Origin of the sequence: Ornithinimicrobium cavernae (assembly GCF_003121625.1) — a bacterium.
GTDB lineage: Bacteria > Actinomycetota > Actinomycetes > Actinomycetales > Dermatophilaceae > Ornithinicoccus > Ornithinicoccus cavernae.
On record NZ_QDDJ01000002.1, the window covers coordinates 302,314 to 322,878 of the forward strand.

Consider the following 20,565-nt stretch of genomic DNA (forward strand, 5'->3'; position numbering starts at 1 on the left):
TTTCGGTCGGCCACCCGGCTGTCAGGTGCTGTGGTGCTGCACGAGTGCCGCCAGTCGGGCGGCCTCGCGCCGGCCGAACTCGCCGTCGGCGCGCTGGATGCCCATGACCGCCAGGTCGTCGGTGTCCGAGAGCTCGAGCACCACCCAGGGGCTGCCCCCCGTGAAGGTGTTGACGCGCAGGATCTCGGCCCACTCCAGCTCGCGCCCGTAGACGAGGTTGACCACCCTGAGCCCCGCGGCCGTGGGGACGGCGCGCACCATGCCGAACCGCCAGAGACCGGCGGCCACGAGCACGGCGAACAGACCGGTGAGGACCCGGTCGGGCAGACCCCAGCCACCCGGTGCCACGAGGGCCAGCCCACCGAACACCGCGAGCACCGCCAGCGCCGACAACCGCGCGACGAGAGCGCCGCGCCGGGGCCGGAACACGGCATACGGGTCCCTGTCGCTCACCTGGCCAAGCCTAGGCCACCAGCCGACCCGGCCGGACGACCCGTCGACCGCCCCTAGACGGAACGGCTCGGCACCGGCGCGGCCACCGGCTCGGGGCGCTCCTCACGGGCGGCGCGCATCCAGACGAAGAACCCCCAGATGACGAGGGCGCCGTAGACCAGGAACATGACCGCCGACGGGTAGTAGCCGCCGTGCCACAGCAGCGGCACCCCGACAAGGTCGACCGCGATCCACACCAGCCAGAAGTCGGTCCAGCCGCGGGCCATCGCGTAGGTGGCCAGGATGGACCCGACGAAGATCCAGGCGTCGGTCCAGTAGTACCAGCGCGGGGCCTCCCACCCGACACCGACCTGGACGAAGACCCACTGGACCGCGACGATGCCGACGATCGCCGCCAACAGGTAGACCACGCGCTCGCGGGCGCTCGCCCAGCGCGGGGTGATGGCCGGCTCGCCGGCTGCCCGGGTCCTGCGGGACTGGTTCCACCGCCACCACCCGTAGACCGAGGTGATGATGAAGAAGACCTGCCGGGAGGCCTGACCGAGCAGGCTGTGCTCCTGGGGGGTGGAGAACCAGACGCCCATGAAGACGGTGAACAGGAGCACGTTGCCGAGGATGCCGACCGGCCACGCCCACACGCGCCGGCGCAGCCCGGCGAACGCCGAGAGCAGCCCGAAGCCGTTGCCGATCACCTCGCGCCAGAGGATGTCGTGGCCCGCGACGGTGAGCGTCGCGCCGAAGAGGTCGTTCCAGATGTCCACTGCTGTCCTTCGGGTCAGGACGGGAGGGCCCCGTCAGCCATTCGTGACGGGGTGCAGTGGAGGAGTTCGTCGAGACCGTGGGCGGGTCGGGTGGGGCGGCTCCGGCCGGGATGGCCGGTGACCGGGCCCGCCGACAGGTGCCGGGTGCCTCGCGTGCTGCCTCCCATCCGGACTTTCACCGTCGGTCCCGGAGTTTCACCAGGTCAGCCGGCCGCTGGCTGCGGCCGGGTCGCGGACTATCACCGCCGGTTCGGAATTACACCGACCCCGGAGCACGTTCAATCGCGCCTATTCTGCCACAGGACCGCGGTCTCCTCCGGCCCCCGGGGTCGGGCAAGGGGGCCGAGGTCAGTGGGCGTGCTGCTGCGCCAGCGCCCGGAGGGTGGCGACCTGCTGACCGGCGTCGTCCGCGCCGAACACGGCCGAGCCCGCCACGAAGACGTCGGCCCCCGCCTCGACGCACTGCCCGATCGTGCGCTCGGACACCCCGCCGTCGACCTGGATCCAGATCTCACCGCCGTGCCGGCGCACCGCCTCCCGCACCTGCTGGACCTTCGGCATCTGGTCGGTCATGAAGGACTGCCCGCCGAAGCCGGGTTCGACGGTCATCACCAGCACCATGTCGACCTCCGCCAGCAGGTCGGCATACGGCGCGAACGGCGTTCCGGGCTTCAGGGCGAACGCGGCCCGTGCCCCGGCTGCGCGGATCGCTCTCGCCGTCGCCACCGGGTCCTTCGCCGCCTCGATGTGGAAGGTCACCGACGAGCCGCCCGCCTCGGCGTACTGCGGTGCCCAGCGGTCCGGGTCCTCGATCATGAGGTGGCAGTCGAGTGGGACGGGGCTGACCGCCCGGAGCGCCTCGACCACCGGCAGGCCGATCGTGAGGTTGGGCACGAAGTGTCCGTCCATGACGTCGACGTGGGCCCAGTCGGCGTCGGAGATGCGGGCCAGCTCCGACTCGAGGTTGGCGAAGTCCGCGGACAGGATGCTGGGGCTGATCTGAAGCACGCGAGCAGCCTACCGGCGCGGTCACCCGGCCCGGTGTGTGGTCAGCCGACCCGGAGCAGCGCGAGGAACATCGCGTCCGTCCCGTGCACGTGCGGCCACAGCTGGGCCCACGGTCCGGGACCAGTGCGGGCGAGCGGCTCCCCGGCGCGGTCCCGCAGCAGCGGACGGACGTCCTCGGCCTCCACGCCCGGGAACGCCTTGAGCACGTCCTTGACCACGAACTCGGTCTCCGCCAGGTGCGGGGAGCACGTCGAGTAGAGCACCACTCCCCCGGGTCGGGTCGCACCGATCGCCGCGGCCAGCAGGTCCCGTTGCAACGGCCCGAGCTCTGCCAGGTCGCGCGGGGTCCGTCGCCAGCGTGCCTCGGGCCGGCGACGGAGCGCTCCCAGACCGGTGCACGGCGCGTCGACCAGGACGCGGTCAAAGTGCTCGGGATCGGTCTCACCCACCTCGCGGCCGTCCCCGACGGTCACCTCGACCACCCCGGGATGGGTATGCCGGATGGCCGCCAGGGTGTTGCGGACCAGGTCGGCGCGGTGTGGCTGGAGCTCGTTGGCACGCAGCCTCGCCCCGCGCTGCGCGGCGAGGGCGGCGAGCAGGCCCGCCTTGCCGCCCGGACCGGCGCAGAGGTCGAGCCACTCCTCCTCCGCGTCCGACCGCGTGGGGTGGTCCACCGGAGCCGCGGCGAGGGCGAGGGCCAGCAGCTGGGAGCCCGCGTCCTGGACGGCCGCCCGCCCGGCGCGCACCGCGGCGAGGTCACCGGGGTCGCCACCCGGCATCGTCCAGGCGGTCGGCGCCGTGTCGTCGGGCACCGCCCCGGCCTCCTCCAGCTCCACCTCGGCCCCCAGACCCGGACGGGCCACGAGGGTCGGCGGGGCGGGCGTGTTGTGGGCGGTGAGCAGGTCGGCGAGGTCGCCGTCCACGGAGTCGGCGGTGCTGGCGCCGTGGCCGATGAGGGCCGCCCGCAGGGCCCGGATGACCCACGCGGGGTGGGAGTGCACGACCGCGAGCCGCTCCACGGTGTCCGTGGTCTGGCCTGCCACCCGGTCCAGCCACTCGTCGCGGGAGCGCTCGGAGACCCGGCGCAGGACCGCGTTGACGAAGCCTCCCGCCCCCGCACCGACGTGCTGCCGGGCGAGGGCCACGGTCGCGCTGACCGCGGCGTGGTCCGGCACCCGCATCGCGAGGAGCTGGTGGGCCCCCAGCCGCAGGATGTCCCGGACGGCCGGGTCGATGGCTCGTCCGGGCGGGTCGACCGCGGAGTCCACCACCGCGTCGTAGAGGCCCTGCATCCGCAGGGTGCCGTAGGTCAGCTCGGTCGCGAAGCCGGCGTCCCGCCCGTGCAACCGGGCCGCCCGGAGCACTCTGGGCAGCAGGAGGTTCGCATAGCCACCATCGGCCACGGCCCGCATGACCTCGAACGCGGCGTCCCGCGCGGGGTCACCCCGACGCGCCCGCTGTGCCGGTGCCTGCGCCGAGCGCTTCCGGGGACCGCTGCGTCGGTGGTCACCGCTCCTGCCGCCGCGGCCACCTGGTGTCCGGCCACCACCTCCGTGGGGGCTGCTGCCGCGGCGCCCGTCTCCACCGCTCCTGCGCCCACCGTCCTGACCCCCGCGCTCTGGGCCGTCGTGCTCAGCCACCGAGGACCTCCGCTGTCTCGATCCGGACCCCGCGCGCCCAGTCGGCGGCGGGCATGGCCTTCTTGCCGTGGGGCTGCACGGTGCCCAGCTGCACCGGGCTGCTCCCCGTCCCGACCAGCACGGCGCGCCGCCCGACCCGCAGCTCTCCCGGCGCCAGGGCCGGGGGCGCGGCCGCCTCCGCCTCGCCCGCCTGCTCCCGCGCCAGTGGCTGCACCTTGAGCCGCTCGCCGCGGAACGTGGTCCACGCGCCGGGTGCGGGGGTGCACCCACGGATCTGGCGGTCCACGGCATACGCGGGACGGGACCAGTCGATCCGGGCCTCCTCGACCGTCAGCTTCGGAGCGTGGGAGACCCCCTCCTCCGGCTGCGCCACGGGCGTCAGGGCACCCTCCTCCAGCCCGTCGAGCGTGGCCACGAGGAGCCCCGCGCCGGCCTCGGCGAGCCGCTCGAGCAGGTCACCCGAGGTGTCACCGGGATGGATCGGCTCGGTCAGCGTGCCCAGGACGGGCCCGGTGTCCAGACCCTCCTCGAGCAGGAAGGTGCTCGCGCCCGTCATCTCGTCACCGGCCATCAGGGCGCGCTGCACCGGGGCAGCGCCCCGCCAGGCGGGCAGCAGCGAGAAGTGCAGGTTGACCCACCCGAGACGCGGGACCGACAGCACCTCCCGCGGGATGAGCGCGCCATAGGCCACGACCGGGCAGGCGTCAGGCGCCAGCTCGACCAGGCGTGCCCGGAAGCCCGGGTCGCGGGCCGACCCGGGCGTGAGCACCTCGATCCCCGCCTCCTCGGCGAGCTGCCGCACCGGGGACTGCACCAGCCCCCGGCCACGGCCGGCCCGCGCGTCGGGACGCGTCACCACGGCGACGACCTCGTGGCGAGAGGCGAGCAGAGCCCGCAGCGAGACCGCCGCCGGCTCGGGAGTTCCTGCAAAGACCAGCCGCACCTGACTACCCGTTCCTTCGGTCAGAGGTCCTTGGGCTCCTCCGTCTGGACAAACGTGCGGTGGAACTCACCGCCGCTCGCCCGGATCTCCGAGACCTCGTCACCCAGCTCGCGCAGGAGCGCGTGGCGCTGCTCACGGCGCTCGCGCTGCTCGCCGGGGTGCGGGACGGGCGCGGCCGCGAGCAGCCGCTGGGTGTACTCCTCCTGCGGGTTGGCGAGCACCTGCTCGCGCGGACCTGCCTCCACGACCTTGCCGTTCTGGAGCACGACCACCTGGTGGGCCAGCAGGTCGATGACCGCCAGGTCATGGCTGATGAACAGACAGGCGAACTTGTAGCGCGCCTGGAGGTCGCTGAAGATGTTGAGCACCTTGGCCTGCACCGACACGTCCAGGGCCGACGTGGGCTCGTCAGCCACCAGCAGCTCGGGGTCCAGGGTCAGCGCCCGGGCGATGGAGATCCGCTGGCGCTGGCCACCCGAGACCTCGTGCGGGTAGCGGTTGTAGACCTCACGGGGCAGCTCCACGGCATCCAGCAGCTCGTAGACCTTCTGCTCCTGCTCCTTGCGGTTGCCCACCTTGTGCACGACCATCGGCTCGCTGATGCACTCGCCGATCGGCAGCCTCGGGTTCAGGGAGGCGGCCGGGTCCTGGAAGATCACGCCGATCCGCCGCCGGATCGCCTTGAGCTGCCTGCGCTTCATCCCGGTGATGTCCTGCCCGAGCAGCCGGAACGACCCGCCTGCCGCCGGGATCAGGCCCAGGGCGCACCGCCCGATGGTCGACTTGCCCGAGCCGGACTCGCCGACCAGACCGACGATCTCACCCTGACGCACCTGGAAGCTCACGTCGTCCACGGCCCGGAACGGTGGCTTACCGAGTCGGTGGTACTCGATGACGAGGTTCTCCAGGTCGATCGCCAGCTCGGCGTCCCGGTCGATCGTGTCCTCGCTGATGTTGACGCCCATCTGCGCCCGGCCGGCCCCGAGGCGGGGCACCGAGGAGAGCAGCATCTTGGTGTACTCGTGCTGCGGGTTGAGCAGCACCTCGTCGGCCGTGCCCGTCTCGACGAGGTCCCCCTTGAACATCACGGCCACCCGGTCGGCCATGTCCGCCACCACACCCATGTTGTGCGTGATGAGCAGGATGCCGGTGTTGAGCTTCTCCTTGAGCGAGCGGAGCAGGTCGAGGATGTCCGCCTGGACGGTGACGTCCAGCGCGGTCGTCGGCTCGTCCGCGATGATGACCTTGGGGTCGCAGCTGATCGCGATCGCGATCACGACACGCTGTCGCTGGCCACCGGAGAGCTCGTGGGGATACTGCTTGATGCGCCGCGCGGGCTCGGGGATCCCGACCATGTCGAGCAGCTCGATCGCCCGGTCCACGGCGCGCTTGCCCGAGGCGATGCCGTGCAGCTCGAGGGCCTCGGTCAGCTGGGTGCCGATGGTGAGCACGGGGTTGAGCGCGGTCATCGGCTCCTGGAACACCATCGCGATGTCGTTGCCGCGCAGCCGCCGCATCGCGCCCTCGGAGAGGGTCCGGATGCCGCGCCCGTTGACGGTGATCTCGCCACCCACCCGGGCGTTGCTGGGCAGCAGCCGCATCGCGGTCATCGACGTGACGGACTTGCCGGAGCCGGACTCACCGACCAGGGCGACGACCTCGCCGGGGTTGACGTGCAGCGAGACGCCCTTGACGGCGTGGACCGAGCCGAACTCGGTCGTGAACCGGACGTCGACATCGGAGAAGTCGAGCACGGCACCTGAGGTCTTGTCAGTGGTCACGGTCATCACTCACTCCTGCTCTGGCGGGGGTCGAAGGCGTCACGGAGGCCGTCACCGAGGAAGTTCACGGACAGCGCGATACCCAGGATGATCAGGCCCGGCCACCAGAAGAGCCACGGCCGCACCGTGAAGCTGTTCTGGTAGGTCGAGATGAGCAGACCCAGCGAGGTGTCGGGGGGACGCACACCGAAGCCCAGGAAGCTCAGCGCGCTCTCCAGCAGGATGACCGAGGCGATCGTCAGCGTCGCGCTCACGATGATGGTGCCCATGGTGTTGGGCAGGATGTGCTTGAAGATGATCCGCCAGGGTGAGGTCCCGACGGCTTCTGCTGCCGTGACGAACTCACGCTCACGCAGGGAGAGGACCTCACCGCGCACCAGCCGGGCCAGTCCGGTCCAGGACACCAGGCTGAGCATGATCGCCAGCGGCCAGATGCCTCCACCGCTGCGCTGCCCCAGCACCGCGGCCAGCACCAGCAGCGGGATGACGATGAACAGGTCTGTGACCCGCATCAGGACGGACTCGACCCACCCGCGGAAGTAGCCGGCGATGGCACCGATGGCGGTGCCGAGGATCGTGGTCAGGATGCCCACGGTGAACGCGATCGTCAGTGACCGCTGCGTCCCGCGCATGGTGAGGGCGAAGTAGTCCTTGCCCGCGTCCTCCTGACCGAACGGCTGCTCACCCCAGGCCGGTGGGAAGAACCCGAGGCTCGGCCGCCCGCCGTTCTCGACGAACGATGCCTCCCAGTAGTTCTTGGGCCACCATCCCGGGATCGGGCCCCAGCCGATCGAGGTGATCGCCATGATGGTGATGAACAGCAGGAACGCGAGGGAGATCATGGCCCCCTTGTGCCGGAAGAAGCGACGCCGGATCAGCTCGCCCTGGGAGTAGGACTTCTGCGACAGGTCGATCTGCTTCTCCACCGACAGCTCGTCGGTGGTGACGAACTCGCGGTGCTGGGGTGCACCGGGGTCGTGCTGCTCCGGGATCGGGGAGAGGTGCTCCCGGCCGCTCCCGGGGAGCTCGGGCTTGTCGTTGTCACTCATGGCGTCCTCCGGGTGGAGTCGAGGTGGATCGGCTGCATACGGTCATCCACCAGCTCATGTCCGGATCCGCGGGTCGAGGAAGGCGTAGGCGATGTCCGCGATCATGTTCATCAGGACCGCGGCCGTGCCGGTCACCAGGTAGAACGCCATGACCGGCCCCGGATCGACCCGGGTCAGTCCTTCCTGGAAGAGCGCCCCCATGCCTTTCCAGCCGAACACTGTCTCGGTCACGACCGCGCCACCGATCAGGCCCGCGAAGTCGAAGGCCACGATCGTGGTGATCGGGATGAGCGCGTTGCGCAGCGCGTGCTTGGTGATCACGACGCGCTCCGAGAGGCCCTTGGAGCGGGCGGTCCGCACGTAGTCCTGTCGGATCGTCTCCAGCATCGACGCGCGGGTGTAGCGGCTGTAGCTGGCCAGGGAGATCACGGTCAGCACGACCGTGGGGAGGATGAGCTGCACCCCCCAGTCCCACACGCCCGTCCAGAACGGTCCCTCGAAGTTGGGCGAGCCGGAGCCGATCGTGGAGATCGGGCGGGGCTTGCGCTCGAGGAACGGCCCCCAGTTGCGGAGCAGCTGGTCGAGGATGGTGGCCAGACCGAAGGCGACGGCCGTCCCGATCGAGACCCAGATCGCGATGCGCTTGTCCCAGCCGCCCCAGAACCAGCCGATGACGATCGCGGACACGATGCTGATGGCGAACATCAGCAGCAGCAGCGGGTAGGTCGGTTCGGTGATCCAGCCGCCGAACACGAAGGTGCCGATGACGCCCGCGACGATGGTGGTGAGCGCGGCGTAGAAGATCTTGCGGTTGGTCCGTCCCACGGTCAGGTAGGTCAGCAGGACCCCGGCCCCGAGTGCCACGAGGATGATGAGGCCCAGGCCGAGGGCGGGCTGGCGCCACCAGCTGACCATGTCGAAGTACGTGATCGCACCGAAGGCGACGAGCCCGGCCACGGCAAAGGTCAGCAGCTTGCGCCGCAGGTCACCGCCGAGGAGGGAGGCGAGCACCAGCCCGAACAGCAGTCCGATGATGATCGCCGCTGTCAGGGAGACCGAGGGATCAGCGATCCAGTTGTTGAACCGGATGGCGCCGTACTCCTTGAGCAGGACGGCCACCCAGAAGACCGGGAGGGAGAAGAAGAGGAAGGCGGCGAAGGTGACGATGTAGTCGAACCCGGAGTACTGGCGGATGGCGGCCAGGATGCCCATGGTGATGCCGATGATGATGGCCAGCACCGTCGCGAGGGTCACCAGACGCAGCGTGCTCCCGGCGGCGTTCACCAGCGCGGTGTTGATGTCGGAGCCGCGCGAGTCGGTGCCCAGGTCGCAGTTGAGGGTGATGCACTTGCCGACCCCGACGGCCCACGTCCAGTAGCGGACGTACCACGGATCGTTCAGGTTCATGTTGCGAATGCGCGCTTCCATGAGCTGCTCGCGGTTGCGGTCGCGACTCTCCCGGAGGTCCTCCAACGGGTCACCGGAGAAGACGGTGATGAAGAACAGGAAGACAGATCCGAGCACGAGGATCAGGGCTGAGATCCCCAACCTGCGCAGGATGAAACGGAGCACGGGAATTCCCTTCAAGAACTGGACGGTGCCGTCGCCTCGGGTGCTGTGAGCGTAACGCTCCGGGCGGGACGTGTCACGCTGCCAGACCGGCGCCGGACGGACCGGTGGGGCGGGACCTGGGTCCCGCCCCACCGGTTTGCTGGCGACAGCGGTGTGATGCGGCTATGGCCGGTGTGCCCGGCCCGCGATCAGCAGATCACTCGGTGCGGACCCACTGCTCCGCGTTCCAGGCCACACCGGTCTGGCTCGAGTTGTGGATCACGTTGTCCAGGGTCGAGTCGTAGGCGATGACACCCGGGTGCGCGAACACCGGGATGCTGTGCAGGGTGTTCCATGCCTCGGTCTCGACGATGGCCAGCTGCTCCTTCTGCACCTCCTCGTCGAGGGTCGTGGAGATGGTCTCCCAGGCCGCGTCAGCAGCCTCGTTGACCCAGCCACCGTAGTTGCCGGCGCCGTCGCTCTCGTACCAGAACGCGGACCCGGTCACCGTGCCGGAACCGGCCCAGGCGAACAGCGCGATCTCCCAGTCACCGGAGGACAGGACGTCACCCAGACCCGGGGCGCTGGCGTCGACGATGTTGAAGCCGACCTGGTCACAGGAGGCCTTGATCAGCGCGACCTCGTTGACGCGACGCTGGTTGCCCGCGCCGTAGCCGATGCGGATCTCGGTGCCCTCCTCCAGGCCGGACTCCTCGAACTTCGCCTTGGCGGCCTCGAGGTCGACCTGGTCGTAGCGCCCGTCGTAGATCGCGGCGACGTGCTCCTCGTAGCCCTCCTGGAAGGGGAAGACCTCACGGGAGTTCATCACCACCGCGTCCTCGGTGATCGGCTTGATCAGGTTGTCGACGATCTGCTGACGCGGGACACACAGGGCGAACGCCTCGCGGGCGGCCAGGCCACCGTTGTCCTCGTGCCACGGGCTGCCCTCGGCGAAGTTGAAGTCGAGGTGCTCGAACGTCATCGACTCGCCGGTCTCCATGGTGACGGAGTCACCCAGGGCCTCGATCTGCTGGACGGTGTCCACGGTGGCCTGCGGCTCGATGATGTTGAGGTCACCGTTGCTCAGGGCCTGGACGTGCGTCTCGGGGGCCGCGAAGCGGAACGTCAGGTTCGACGTGGCGGGCGGCGGGCCCCAGTACTTGTCGTTGGGGCCGAGGGTGATGTACTCGCCCTGGCTCCACTCGGCGCCCTTGGCGGCGTCGATGGTGTAGGGACCGCTGGACTGGGCGATCATCGGGTCCGGCAGGGTCTTGTCCGGGGACAGCCAGCCGGTGTTCCAGAACTCGGCCGCCGGCATGATCGCCTCGGCATCGCCCTCCTGGATCGCCGTGACGAGCTCCTCCGGGGTCATGCCGCTCTGCTCGGCCGCGACGTGCGCCGGGAGCGCACCGCCGACCATGAGGGTGTAGTCCGGGTAGGGCTCGGGGTACTCGATGGTGAAGGTCTTGCCGTCGAGCTCGCCCTGCGGGCCCTCGGGGACGTAGATGCCCCAGTCGGAGGCGACGTTGTTGAACGCCGGGACGAAGTCCTCAGCGGCAGGGTCGTCCTCGGCCGGCGGCTCACCGAAGATGCTCGGCGGGTTGTTGGCGGCCCAGTCGAACAGGAAGTCGTTGTACGTGATCGGCGTGCCGTCCTCCCAGACAGCCTCGTCCGAGATGGTGTACTCGACGGTCAGCGGGTCCTCGCTGGTGACCTTGTAGGTGCCGAAGTCGGTGTCGGGGTAGATGGTGCCGTCGGTGCCGTAGTACCAGAAGCTCGAGCCCAGTCGCCCGGAGACGACCTGGTTGTAGACCGAGTTGGTCTCCGTGGTGTTCGCGTTCAGACCGGCCCACTCGTCCGCGCCGACCGAGTAGAAGATGTTGTCGTCCTTGGTGGTGATGTCACCCAGGTCGGGCTTGGAGGTCTGACCCTCGCCGCCCGCTTCGCCACCCTCAGAGGTGGTCTCCGCGTCATCATCACCGGGGGCAGCGGTGCCCTCGCCGTCGCCCTCAGCCTCGGTGCCCTGGCCGTCCTCGTTGGTCGGGTCATCCTCGCTGGTGCCGGACGTGCAAGCGGACAGCACCAGGGCTCCCGCGGCCACAATCGCCATGGTTGTGCGCCTGATCTTCAATGTTCCTCCTATTGAGCGGACACATCCGCAGGCAGGTGCCGGCCCCCATGGCCGGGACCCGACGGCCTGCAACGCGCCGGGGGGTATGCGAGAGCCAAGGTATGCACTCCACCGGGGGTTTACCAACACATGTCGCCGCTTGGTGACCCGATCGTTACCGAGTTGATACTCAACCCCGGTCCACCCCCCGTCAGGGACCAGAACCCGTCCCCGGAGGGGACGCTCGCCACATCCTGTCCGTGCCGACCGCACCACGGGTCGGGGGACCCGTCACAGGTCCAGGTCCGGGGGGTCGAGTCGCACGATCAGCTCCCCGGCCTGCTTGCGCAGGCTGCGTGCCGCCCGCAGGTCCCGCAGGAGCCGTGGCAGCGTCGCCGACGCGCGGGGCAGCTGCTCCCGGACCACCAGCCGGAGCAGGGTGCCCTCGCCCCGGGCCGCCGCGACGGGCAGCGGCCCGAGCACCTCGACCCCTGCCTCCTCCGCAGCCGCCGTCAGGTCGTCGGCGGCCTCCGTGACGGCCTGTGCCTCCCCGGTGACCGTCGCGGTCCTGCGGACCGGTGGTAGTCCGAGGGCCTCGCGGTCCTGCAGCTCGCGGGCAGCGAGCCAGGCGGCGTCCCAGCGCACGAGCGCCTCCACGGCCGGCAGGCCGGCGTGCGGAGGAACCCCGGCCAGGACCACCGGGGCACCCGGGATGGTCAGGGCTGCGGCAGCGGTCCACCGCCGCAGCGCCTCCACACCGGAGTCCAGGCCGCCACGGTCGAGCAGTGCCCAGCCGTCCAGCAACAGCGCGGCGGCGTAGCCGCCCGTGGCCACCGGCTCCGCACCGGGTGTCGCCACCACCACGGCCGGCTGGTCCGGCACCGAGCCGAGCACCTGCCCCGCCCTGGACACGATGACCCGGGCCCCGGGGAAGGCACGCCCGATCTCCTCGGCCGTGCGCTCCTCCCCCACGATGCGCGACCGTCGCTGGGTGCTCCCGCACTCCCGACAGGGCTGACCACCGTCGGCCCGGCCGCACCATCCGCAGGTGGGCACCGCGTTACCTGACCGCACCTGGAGCGGCCCTGCGCAGGTGGCACACCGCACCGGCGTCCGGCAGTGGTCGCAGCTCAGCGCGACGAGATAGCCGCGCCGCGGCACCTGCACGAGCACCGGCCCGGTCAGCAGCCCGTCCTTGACGGCCCGCCAGGCGACGCTGGGCAGGCGTGCGGCCGAGGCTGCGGCGTCCCGGGCTCCCTGGTGCCCCTCGCCCGCCACGACGACGCGCGGGGTGCGGGCGGCGAGCTCCGTGGAGGACGCGCGCACCACCGGGAGGCGGTCGTGGTCGATCCACTGCTGGACCTGCGGGGTCCGCGCGTAACCGCCCACGAGGAGCCCGGCACCACACAGCTCTGCGCGGCGGCGCAGGATCTCGCGCACGTGCGGGTAGGGAGCCCGCGGCTCCTGCAGGTTGTCGTCGCCGTCGTCCCACCAGGCGACCAGGCCCAGGTCGTGCACCGGTGCGAAGGCGGCCGAACGCGAGCCGAGGACCACCCGGGCGTGCCCCCGGAGCGCCCGGAGCCACGCGGTGTAACGCTGCTCCGGACCGAGGTCGGCGGTGAGACGGACATAGCTGTCGGGGCCGAGGGCCAGGTCGAGGGCCGCGGCCGCCCTGTCGATGTCACGGTGGTCCGGGAGGACGACGACACTGCCGCGACCGGACGCGTGCACTGCGGCGACCGCGCACGCCAGCGCAGCGGGCCATCCGCTCGGCGCCCCTGCATCCGGCACTGCGGTCCACGCCGCAGCCGGGGAGTCGCCGGCAGCGAGCCGCCGGAGCAGCGCCGCCCCGGCCGGATACGGCCCCCAGGCCTCTGGCGCACCGGGTCCTGTGACCGCCACCGACGGCGCGTCCGCCCTCGGGCTGGCCGCGCATGTCGGTGAGGTAGCCGTCGTGCGGCGGGTCGAGGCGCTCGGGGCCGCGCTACCCGGAGCTGCGGCAACCGACAGGGCCTTCTCGGCCCGGGCGTGACGGGGCGGGATGGCCAGTCGGAGGACGGCCGCCATCGTCCCGCCGTAGTGGTCCGCGACCCCGCGACACAGCTGCGCCAGGTGCGGTGTGAGGACCACCTCGTCCGAGACGACCTTGAGCAGCGGCGCGAGACGACCGGGGTGCTCCGCCTCCGCCTTGCGGGCGAGCAGGAAGCCGTCCACCGCACGGCCGGCGAACCGGACCCGGACCCGGACCCCCGCTCGGGCGACCGTGTCGAGGTCGGCCGGGACGGCATACTCGAAGGGCCGGTCGAGATGCGCCAGGTGACTGTCGACAACCACCTCGGCGACCGGGTCGACCGTCGCACGATCCCGCTCGGGTGCACCCGACTGCCGGGGTGGCGTCGCCACCGGCACGGTGAGCCCCGCGAGGGTCGGCTGCTCCTCCCTGTCCTCTGGCACGGCCGGGGCCACGCTCAGACGGCTGCCTGGAGGTCCTCGATCCGGTTGGTCTCCTCCCAGGTGAACGGGCGGTCGACGCCCTCCGCCACCGTCCGACCGAAGTGGCCGTAGGCGGCGGTCGCCTGGTAGATCGGACGCAACAGGTCCAGCTCCTCCACGATCGCCGCCGGGCGCAGGTCGAAGACCTTGGTGATCGCGTCCTGGATGCGCTCGACCGGCTGGGTCTCCGTGCCGAACGTCTCGACGTAGAGACCGACCGGGGTGGCGGCACCGATGGCGTAGGCGACCTGGATCTCGCAGCGCCCGGCCAGCCCGGCGGCGACGACGTTCTTGGCGACCCAGCGCATCGCGTAGGCCGCGGACCGGTCGACCTTGGACGGGTCCTTGCCCGAGAAGGCCCCACCACCGTGCCGCGCCATGCCGCCGTAGGTGTCCACGATGATCTTGCGCCCGGTCAGGCCGGCGTCGCCCATCGGGCCGCCGATCACGAACTTGCCGGTCGGGTTGACCAGGAGCCGGTGGTTGCGGGTGTCCAGCTGGAGACCGTTGTCGCGGGCGCGCTGCAGGACCGGCTCGATCACCCGGGACCGGATGTCCGGCTCCAGCTGGTCGCGCAGGCCGATGCCCTCGGCGTGCTGGGTGGACAGCACGACGGTGTCGAGCCGGACCGCGCGGTCGCCGTCGTACTCGATGGTGACCTGGGTCTTGCCGTCGGGCCGCAGGTAGTCCAGCTCGTCGGTCTTGCGGACCAGGGTGAGCTGCTCGGCCAGCCGGTGTGCCAGCCAGATCGGCAGGGGCATGAGCTCCGGGGTGTCGTTGCAGGCATAGCCGAACATCAGGCCCTGGTCACCGGCGCCCAGCATGTCGTAGGCGTCGGCCGAGGCGTTCTCACGCTGCTCGTAGGCGGTGTCGACACCGGCGGCGATGTCCACGGACTGCCCGCCGATGGAGACCTCCACACCGCAGGTGCGGCCGTCGAAACCCTTGTGCGAGTTGTCGTAGCCGATCCCGAGGATCGTCTCCCGCACGATGCTCGGGATGTCCGCGTAGCCCGAGGTGCGCACCTCCCCGGCCACGTGCACGAGGCCGGTCGTCACCAGTGTCTCGACGGCCACCCGGGACTCGGCGTCCTGGCGCAGCAACTCGTCGAGGATGCCGTCACTGATCTGGTCACAGATCTTGTCCGGGTGGCCCTCGGTGACGGACTCGGAGGTGAATAGACGTGCCACGTAACTGTCTCCTCGGGGCTGGGCTGGGGCGGAACTCGGCGCAGTCTATCGGCCGGCGCCGACGTGGGGCCGGGCGCTCAGCAGCTGCCCGACCTCGTCCCAGACCGCCCCGGCCACGGCCACCTTGGTGGCGGGCCCGACGGTGCGCGTCTCGTCCGTGCCCGGGCGCAGCAGGTGCACCAGGGTGTCGTCCTTGCCGAAGGTCACATCACGCCCGACCTCGTTGGCCACGAGGAGGTCGCAGCCCTTGCGCTCCAGCTTGGCCCGCGCGTGGGTCAGGACGTCGCCGGTGTCGTCCCCCGTCTCCGCGGCGAACCCGACGATGAGCGGCGCAGGGTCGTCGCCGCGCTCGGCGACGAGACCGGCCAGGATGTCCGGGTTGCGCACCAGCTCGATGGTCGGGGCGGACGCCTCCTGACCCGGCCCGTGGGTCTTCTTGATCTTGCTGCCCTGGTAGTCGCGCGGGCGGAAGTCCGCCACGGCTGCGGCCATCACCACGACATCGGCCCCGGGCACGGCAGCCCGCACGGCCTCCTGCAGCTCGAGGGCGGTCTCCACACCGACCACGTCGACCCCCGGTGGCGCGGGAAGGGCGGCGTTGGCCGAGACCAGGGTGACTCGTGCCCCGCGGGCGGCGGCCACCTCCGCCAGGGCGTAGCCCTGCTTGCCGGACGACCGGTTGCCCAGGAAACGGACCGGGTCCAGCGGTTCCCGTGTCCCGCCGGCGCTCACGACGACGTGGCGGCCCAGCAGGCTGCCTTGTGCCGCGGCGGCCTCCGCCGGGGAGACCCCGCCGTCCTCGAGCCCGTCGGGCCGTGCTGCGGTGTCCACCGCGGACGAGCGGTCCTCACCGGCGACCAGGGACAGGGCCGCGTCGAGGATCTCCTCGGGCTCGGGCAACCGCCCGGGGCCGGTGTCAGCACCGGTGAGCCGACCGGAGGCCGGTTCGAGGACACTCACGCCCCGCTCTCTCAGGAGGGCGACGTTGGCCCGGGTGGCGGGGTGCGACCACATCTCTGTGTGCATCGCGGGTGCCATCAGCACCGGGCACCGTGCGGTGAGCAGAGTGTTGGTGAGCAGGTCGTCGGCCTGCCCGTGGGCCGCGCGCGCGAGCAGGTCGGCTGTGGCGGGCGCGACCACCACCAGGTCGGCCTCCTGCCCCAGCCGCACGTGCGGCACGTCGTGGACCGAGGTCCAGACGTCGGTGGCCACCGGGCGTCCGGAGAGCGCTGCCCACGTCGGCTCACCGACGAACCGCAGCGCGGCCGCGGTCGGGACGACGGTCACCTCGTGACCGGCCTCGGTGAGCAGGCGCAGCAGCAGGGCCGCCTTGTAGGCCGCGATGCCGCCGCTCACCCCCAACACGACTCTCATGCGGATCGTCTCCCCTGCGGCAGGTGCGGGCGGCGGTCAGGCTCGGGCTCGGTCTGGGCTCAGCTCTCCGGGCTGCTGGTGTGCAGCTTGCCCTGGTTGATCTCGTGCAGGGCGATCGACAGGGGCTTGTCGGTCATCTCGGACTCGACCAGCGGCCCGACATACTCCAGCAGTCCCTCGGAGAGCTGGGAGTAGTAGGCGTTGATCTGGCGGGCGCGCTTGGCGGAGTAGATCACCAGCGCGTACTTGGAGTCCGCCCGCTGCAGCAGGTCGTCGATGGGCGGGTTGGTGATGCCGTCCGGGTGGGCGATTGTGCCAATCACGTCAGGGTGTCCTCGTCGTCTCGGTGCGCGGCCCCGGTCCGGTGGCATCCGGGTCGGACGCCTCGTCGGTGTCGGGGCTGCGGGGATCAAACATCAATGATACGAGTTCCTCGCCTGCGCGCGAAACGTCGTCGTTCACGATCTGCACGTCGAACTCGGGGGCGGCGGCCAGCTCGGTGCGGGCGGTCGCCAGCCGGATCTCCTGCTCGGCCCTGCTCTCGGTCCCCCGGCCGATGAGCCGGTCCACGAGATCGTCCCACGAGGGCGGTGCCAGGAACACGAAGAACGCATCCGGCATGACCTCGCGCACCTGGCGGGCACCGGCGAGGTCGATCTCCAAGAGCGCCGGTCGGCCCTGGGCCAGGGTCCGCTCGACCGGGCCGCGCGGTGTGCCGTACTTTGCGCGGCCGTGGACCACGGCCCACTCGAGGAACTCCCCCGCCTCCCGCAGGCGCTCGAACTCCTGGTCGTCGACGAAGTGGTAGTGCACGCCGTCGACCTCGCCCGGCCGTGGCTGCCGGGTCGTCATCGAAACCGACAGCCAGACCGAGGGGTGGTGGCGCCGCACATAGGCGGCGACGGTCCCCTTGCCGACCGCTGTGGGTCCGGCCAGGACGACGAGGCGTGGCGCAGTGGCCGGGTGCCCCGTGCTGTCGTCCGGGTGCCCCGTGCCCTCCGGGGCGCGTGTCAAGGGCCGATCAACCCTGGTTGAAGTACTCGAGCAGGTCCCGGGTCTGGTTGGCACCCAGACCACGCACCCGGCGGCTCTCGGAGATGCCGACGGTCTCCATGATCTGGCGGGCGCGCACCCGGCCCACCCCGGGCATCGACTCCAGCAGCGCCGACACCTTCATCTTGCCCACGATGTCGCTCTCCTTGCCCTCGGCAAGGACATCGGACAGTGAGCCCTGGGCGTTCTTCAGGCGGTTCTTGACCGCGGCGCGCTCACGGCGCGCGACCGCTGCCTTGGCGAGGGCCTCGGCTCGCTGCTCAGGTGTCAGCTGGGGAAGTGCCACGGTTGCTCCTTTGTCGGTCTTCGTCAGTGTCGTCTTACCTGACGACTGCGCCGCGGTGCGCTGTCGTCATCCTGCCCTGTGCCCGTGTCGCCGTCGCAGGGAGGGTGGTCGCCGTCCGGCGCCCTCCGTGCCTCCCCGCGAACCTCACGGCATGGGTACAGCCTGCCAACCCCGGGTCAGCTCCACAACCTCGAGGTCAGCTCCGAGGTCAACGTAGCCGCTGACTCCCGGATCCGCGCCGGGACGGGTCCGGCGGAGAGGATACCCCGACTCACCGGCACCAGGACGCGCCGCTCCAACCCGGCGAAGGTCCGGGCCAGGTCGTCGGGGGTCGCGCCCTGGGCCCCCACCCCCGGAGCGAGCACGATCCCGCCTGCGGCCGCCAGGTCGATGCCGAGGCGTTGCGGCGTGTCGCCGACGGTCGCCCCGACGACCAGACCCACGTCCCCGACCGGCTCGAGGCCGGCGTTGAGCCGCACCAGCTCGTCGACGACCGCCCGCGCCACGGACGGCTGCCCCACGTGCTGGATGGCCGCTGCCTCCGGGTTCGAGGTGAGCACCAGCACGAACAGGCCGCGACCGGTCTCCCGCGCCAGGTCGACCGCCGGGGTCAGGGCGCCCGGACCGAGGTACGGCGTCACGGTGAGAGCGTCCGCTGCCAGCGGAGAGCGGTCCTCCAGGTAGGCCTCGGCGTAGGCCCGCATCGTGGAGCCGATGTCGCCCCGCTTGGCGTCGAGCACGCTGAGGGTGCCGCTGGAGCGCAGGTCGGCCAGGAGCCTCTCCAGGACCGCGACACCCGCCGACCCGTGCCGCTCGAAGAAGGCGGACTGCGGCTTGACGGCCGCCACGCGTCCCGCGACGGCCTCCAGCACCGCGTCGCTGAACCGGGCCAGCCCGTCGGGACTGTCGGGCAGCCCCCACTGCCCGAGCAGCTCCGGATGCGGGTCGATGCCCACGCACAGCGGTCCGTGGGTCTCCATCGCGGCGAGCAGGCGGGGTCCGAACCGGGGACGCCCGGTCGGGTCTGCCGACTCCCCCGTGGTCCTCGTGGTGGGCCGGGCCGGGTCAGTGTCCATCGTGGTCTCCTGCCTCGTCGGGTGTCGTTGCGCCGGTGCGATGAGCGGTGGCGTCGCGGGTGGGTGGCGGCGCATCGGCCAGGGCGTCGTGGACGCGCCACAGGGTCTCGGGATCGCTGAGTATGCCGGACCCCACCTGGATGCCGGCCGCTCCGGCACTGTGGGCGGCCAGTGCCCCGGCCCGGTCGTGCAGTCCGCCGACCGCCACGAGCGGCACGTCGGGGACCCGTCCGGCGGCGATGGCGGCCCGCAGGGTGGTCACCAGGCCCAGGGTGACTGGTGCGACGGCCGGGCCGACGAGGAACTGGTCCGCCGTCAGGGCGGGCACCGCGCCGCTCAGCACGAGGGCACGGGCGCCACCACCGACGGCGGCGCGGGCGGCGGCGACGGGCTGGGGGCACTCCCCGCCCAGCTTGGCCTGCAGCAGGAGGTCCCGCGGGAGCCGCTCGCGGGCCGCGGCGAGCAGCTTCAGGCACGCCTGCGGGTCCGCGGACCAGGACCCCACCGGGTCGGCGCTCGTCAGGCCCCCGATGGCCGGTCTGGTCTCCTCGCGCCCGGCTGCCAGATCGATCTCCACGCCGACGACGGTGGCGAAGTCCAGGGAGCGTCTGAGCCGTTGGAGCGTGTCGGAGACGGCCCCCACCGTGCTCCCGCGCACGGCACAGACCACGCGCAGACCACGGGCGCGGAACCACGGCAGCAGGTCATCCACCACGTGGTCGACCGGCAGGACAGGAGCCTGGCGGTGCACCAGCCCGGAGGGCGACGGGGCGAGGGTCGACCGTGGGGCGGCGCCACCGGGCAGCCCGACCGGTCCGAGCAGGACGGCGTCCAGGACGGCGAGGTCGCCGAACCGGGCGAGCTCACGGCCACTGCCTGCGCAGCCCGCGGCCGGCGTGACGCGTGGCACCCACGTGCTCATCGGGCCCCCTGCCAGCTCATCGGGCCCCCTGCCAGCTCATCGGGCCTCCTGCCAGAAGGTGACACGGTCGTCGCCCGTCACGGGTGGCCCGCCCAGTCCACCAGGTCACCACGCAGCACGGGCCCGTCGACGCACGGCCGGACCCGGGTGCCACGGCGCCGGCCCGTCACCAGGGGCAGGTCGCACGTTCCGCAGAGCCCGTAGCCGCACAGCCCGCTGGCGCCGGCCTCCAGACCCGTCACCTGCGACACCACAGCGAGCGCCGCGGCCACCCGGGCCACCGTGGCGGACAGGTCGACCGGCCCCACGGCATACAGCACGGAGGCACCCGTGGAACCCGCCAGTGCGGCAACCGTGTCCTCGCTCCCCCGCAGGTCCGTGAGGTGGACGCCGTCCGCGCCCCGGCGCGCGCGGACCAGGTCCACGTGCTGCTCGGGGTCGTCCGCGACCGAGACGAGGTGCACGGTGCAGCCCGCTGTGCGCAGCCGCTCACCCAGCCAGCGACCGGCCGCGCCGGCCACCCCGTGCGCGGCAACGACGGCCGTGACCGGGGTGGTCGGCAGGCCGAAGCCTCGGCCGACGGGGCCGGTGAGGGCCAGGCCCTCCCCCGCCGCCGGGAGCACGCCCGTGTCCGGGACGACCAGCTCGAGCGTGCTGCCGAACCCGGCCTCGGTGTGCTCTCCGGAGACCCACCAGGTGCGCGGCAGGACCTGGTCCGCCCGCGCCGGCGGAGCCACCACGAACTGTCCCGGCCGCGCCGGCACGCCGAGGGCAGGCAGCACCACCGACAGCTGCCGGTAGGCGCCGAGCGGACGGTTGGCGACGACCTCACCCTCCCGCCGGCGCAGCTGCGTCGTACTCACCCCGGGCGCTCC

At 71.8% G+C, this 20,565-nt stretch carries 18 protein-coding genes and 1 riboswitch; all 18 genes read right to left on the reverse strand.

Going from position 1 to position 20,565, the window contains the following annotated elements; all coding sequences use genetic code 11:
• Positions 1-21: 21 nt before the first annotated feature.
• On the reverse strand, positions 22-453 hold the full coding sequence (locus DA085_RS21485; protein ID WP_237565273.1) for a PH domain-containing protein: 432 nt from the start codon (positions 451-453) through the stop codon (positions 22-24).
• Between the two features lie 53 nt (positions 454-506).
• Positions 507-1,214 carry a nicotinamide mononucleotide transporter family protein gene (locus tag DA085_RS03175; RefSeq protein WP_109471473.1) on the reverse strand — a complete coding sequence of 236 codons (708 nt, stop codon included), beginning with the start codon at positions 1,212-1,214 and terminating at the stop codon, positions 507-509.
• Between the two features lie 150 nt (positions 1,215-1,364).
• Positions 1,365-1,493, reverse strand: a riboswitch (FMN riboswitch).
• A 69-nt stretch (positions 1,494-1,562) separates the two neighbouring features.
• Positions 1,563-2,222 (reverse strand): ribulose-phosphate 3-epimerase, encoded by a 660-nt coding sequence (gene rpe / locus DA085_RS03180; protein WP_109471474.1) that lies wholly within the window; start codon positions 2,220-2,222, stop codon positions 1,563-1,565.
• 41 nt (positions 2,223-2,263) lie between these two features.
• Positions 2,264-3,862, reverse strand: a complete 1,599-nt coding sequence (locus DA085_RS03185) for an RsmB/NOP family class I SAM-dependent RNA methyltransferase (RefSeq protein WP_109471475.1) — start codon at positions 3,860-3,862, stop codon at positions 2,264-2,266.
• The gene (gene fmt / locus DA085_RS03190; protein WP_109471476.1) at positions 3,855-4,805 is read right to left on the reverse strand and encodes a methionyl-tRNA formyltransferase; all 951 of its coding nucleotides are present in this window, start codon (positions 4,803-4,805) and stop codon (positions 3,855-3,857) included. Before fmt ends, DA085_RS03185 begins: the two co-directional genes overlap by 8 nt.
• A 20-nt stretch (positions 4,806-4,825) precedes the next feature.
• A complete protein-coding gene (locus tag DA085_RS03195) occupies positions 4,826-6,592 on the reverse strand; it encodes an ABC transporter ATP-binding protein (protein ID WP_109471477.1) in 1,767 nt (588 codons plus the stop codon).
• Complete coding sequence (locus tag DA085_RS03200) at positions 6,592-7,635, reverse strand: ABC transporter permease (RefSeq protein WP_109471478.1); 1,044 nt, start codon at positions 7,633-7,635, stop codon at positions 6,592-6,594. Before DA085_RS03200 ends, DA085_RS03195 begins: the two co-directional genes overlap by 1 nt.
• 54 nt (positions 7,636-7,689) lie before the next feature.
• Complete coding sequence (locus DA085_RS03205) at positions 7,690-9,207, reverse strand: ABC transporter permease (RefSeq protein ID WP_109471479.1); 1,518 nt, start codon at positions 9,205-9,207, stop codon at positions 7,690-7,692.
• 196 nt (positions 9,208-9,403) lie between these two features.
• Positions 9,404-11,296, reverse strand: coding sequence for an ABC transporter substrate-binding protein (locus DA085_RS03210; RefSeq protein ID WP_237565274.1), 1,893 nt, complete (start codon positions 11,294-11,296; stop codon positions 9,404-9,406).
• Positions 11,297-11,587: 291 nt separating this feature from the next.
• Positions 11,588-13,750 carry a primosomal protein N' family DNA-binding protein gene (locus tag DA085_RS20860; RefSeq protein WP_154402081.1) on the reverse strand — a complete coding sequence of 721 codons (2,163 nt, stop codon included), beginning with the start codon at positions 13,748-13,750 and terminating at the stop codon, positions 11,588-11,590.
• A gap of 14 nt (positions 13,751-13,764) precedes the next feature.
• Positions 13,765-14,979 (reverse strand): methionine adenosyltransferase, encoded by a 1,215-nt coding sequence (gene metK, locus DA085_RS03220; protein WP_109471481.1) that lies wholly within the window; start codon positions 14,977-14,979, stop codon positions 13,765-13,767.
• Between the two features lie 45 nt (positions 14,980-15,024).
• Positions 15,025-16,353, reverse strand: coding sequence for a bifunctional phosphopantothenoylcysteine decarboxylase/phosphopantothenate synthase (locus DA085_RS03225; RefSeq protein ID WP_109471482.1), 1,329 nt, complete (start codon positions 16,351-16,353; stop codon positions 15,025-15,027).
• 59 nt (positions 16,354-16,412) lie between these two features.
• The gene (gene rpoZ / locus DA085_RS03230) at positions 16,413-16,676 is read right to left on the reverse strand and encodes a DNA-directed RNA polymerase subunit omega (RefSeq protein ID WP_109471483.1); all 264 of its coding nucleotides are present in this window, start codon (positions 16,674-16,676) and stop codon (positions 16,413-16,415) included.
• Between the two features lies 1 nt (position 16,677).
• A complete protein-coding gene (gene gmk / locus DA085_RS03235; RefSeq protein ID WP_109471484.1) occupies positions 16,678-17,367 on the reverse strand; it encodes a guanylate kinase in 690 nt (229 codons plus the stop codon).
• A gap of 7 nt (positions 17,368-17,374) precedes the next feature.
• Positions 17,375-17,692, reverse strand: coding sequence for an integration host factor, actinobacterial type (gene mihF, locus DA085_RS03240; protein ID WP_109471485.1), 318 nt, complete (start codon positions 17,690-17,692; stop codon positions 17,375-17,377).
• 176 nt (positions 17,693-17,868) lie between these two features.
• Positions 17,869-18,768 carry an orotidine-5'-phosphate decarboxylase gene (pyrF, locus tag DA085_RS03245; RefSeq protein ID WP_109471486.1) on the reverse strand — a complete coding sequence of 300 codons (900 nt, stop codon included), beginning with the start codon at positions 18,766-18,768 and terminating at the stop codon, positions 17,869-17,871.
• Positions 18,758-19,690, reverse strand: a complete 933-nt coding sequence (locus DA085_RS03250) for a hypothetical protein (RefSeq protein WP_109471487.1) — start codon at positions 19,688-19,690, stop codon at positions 18,758-18,760. The genes pyrF and DA085_RS03250 overlap by 11 nt, the downstream gene beginning before the upstream one ends.
• A gap of 77 nt (positions 19,691-19,767) precedes the next feature.
• Positions 19,768-20,553: an iron-sulfur cluster-binding protein gene (locus DA085_RS03255; protein ID WP_109471488.1), complete on the reverse strand. Its 786-nt coding sequence runs from the start codon at positions 20,551-20,553 to the stop codon at positions 19,768-19,770.
• Between the last annotated feature and the right edge of the window lie 12 nt (positions 20,554-20,565).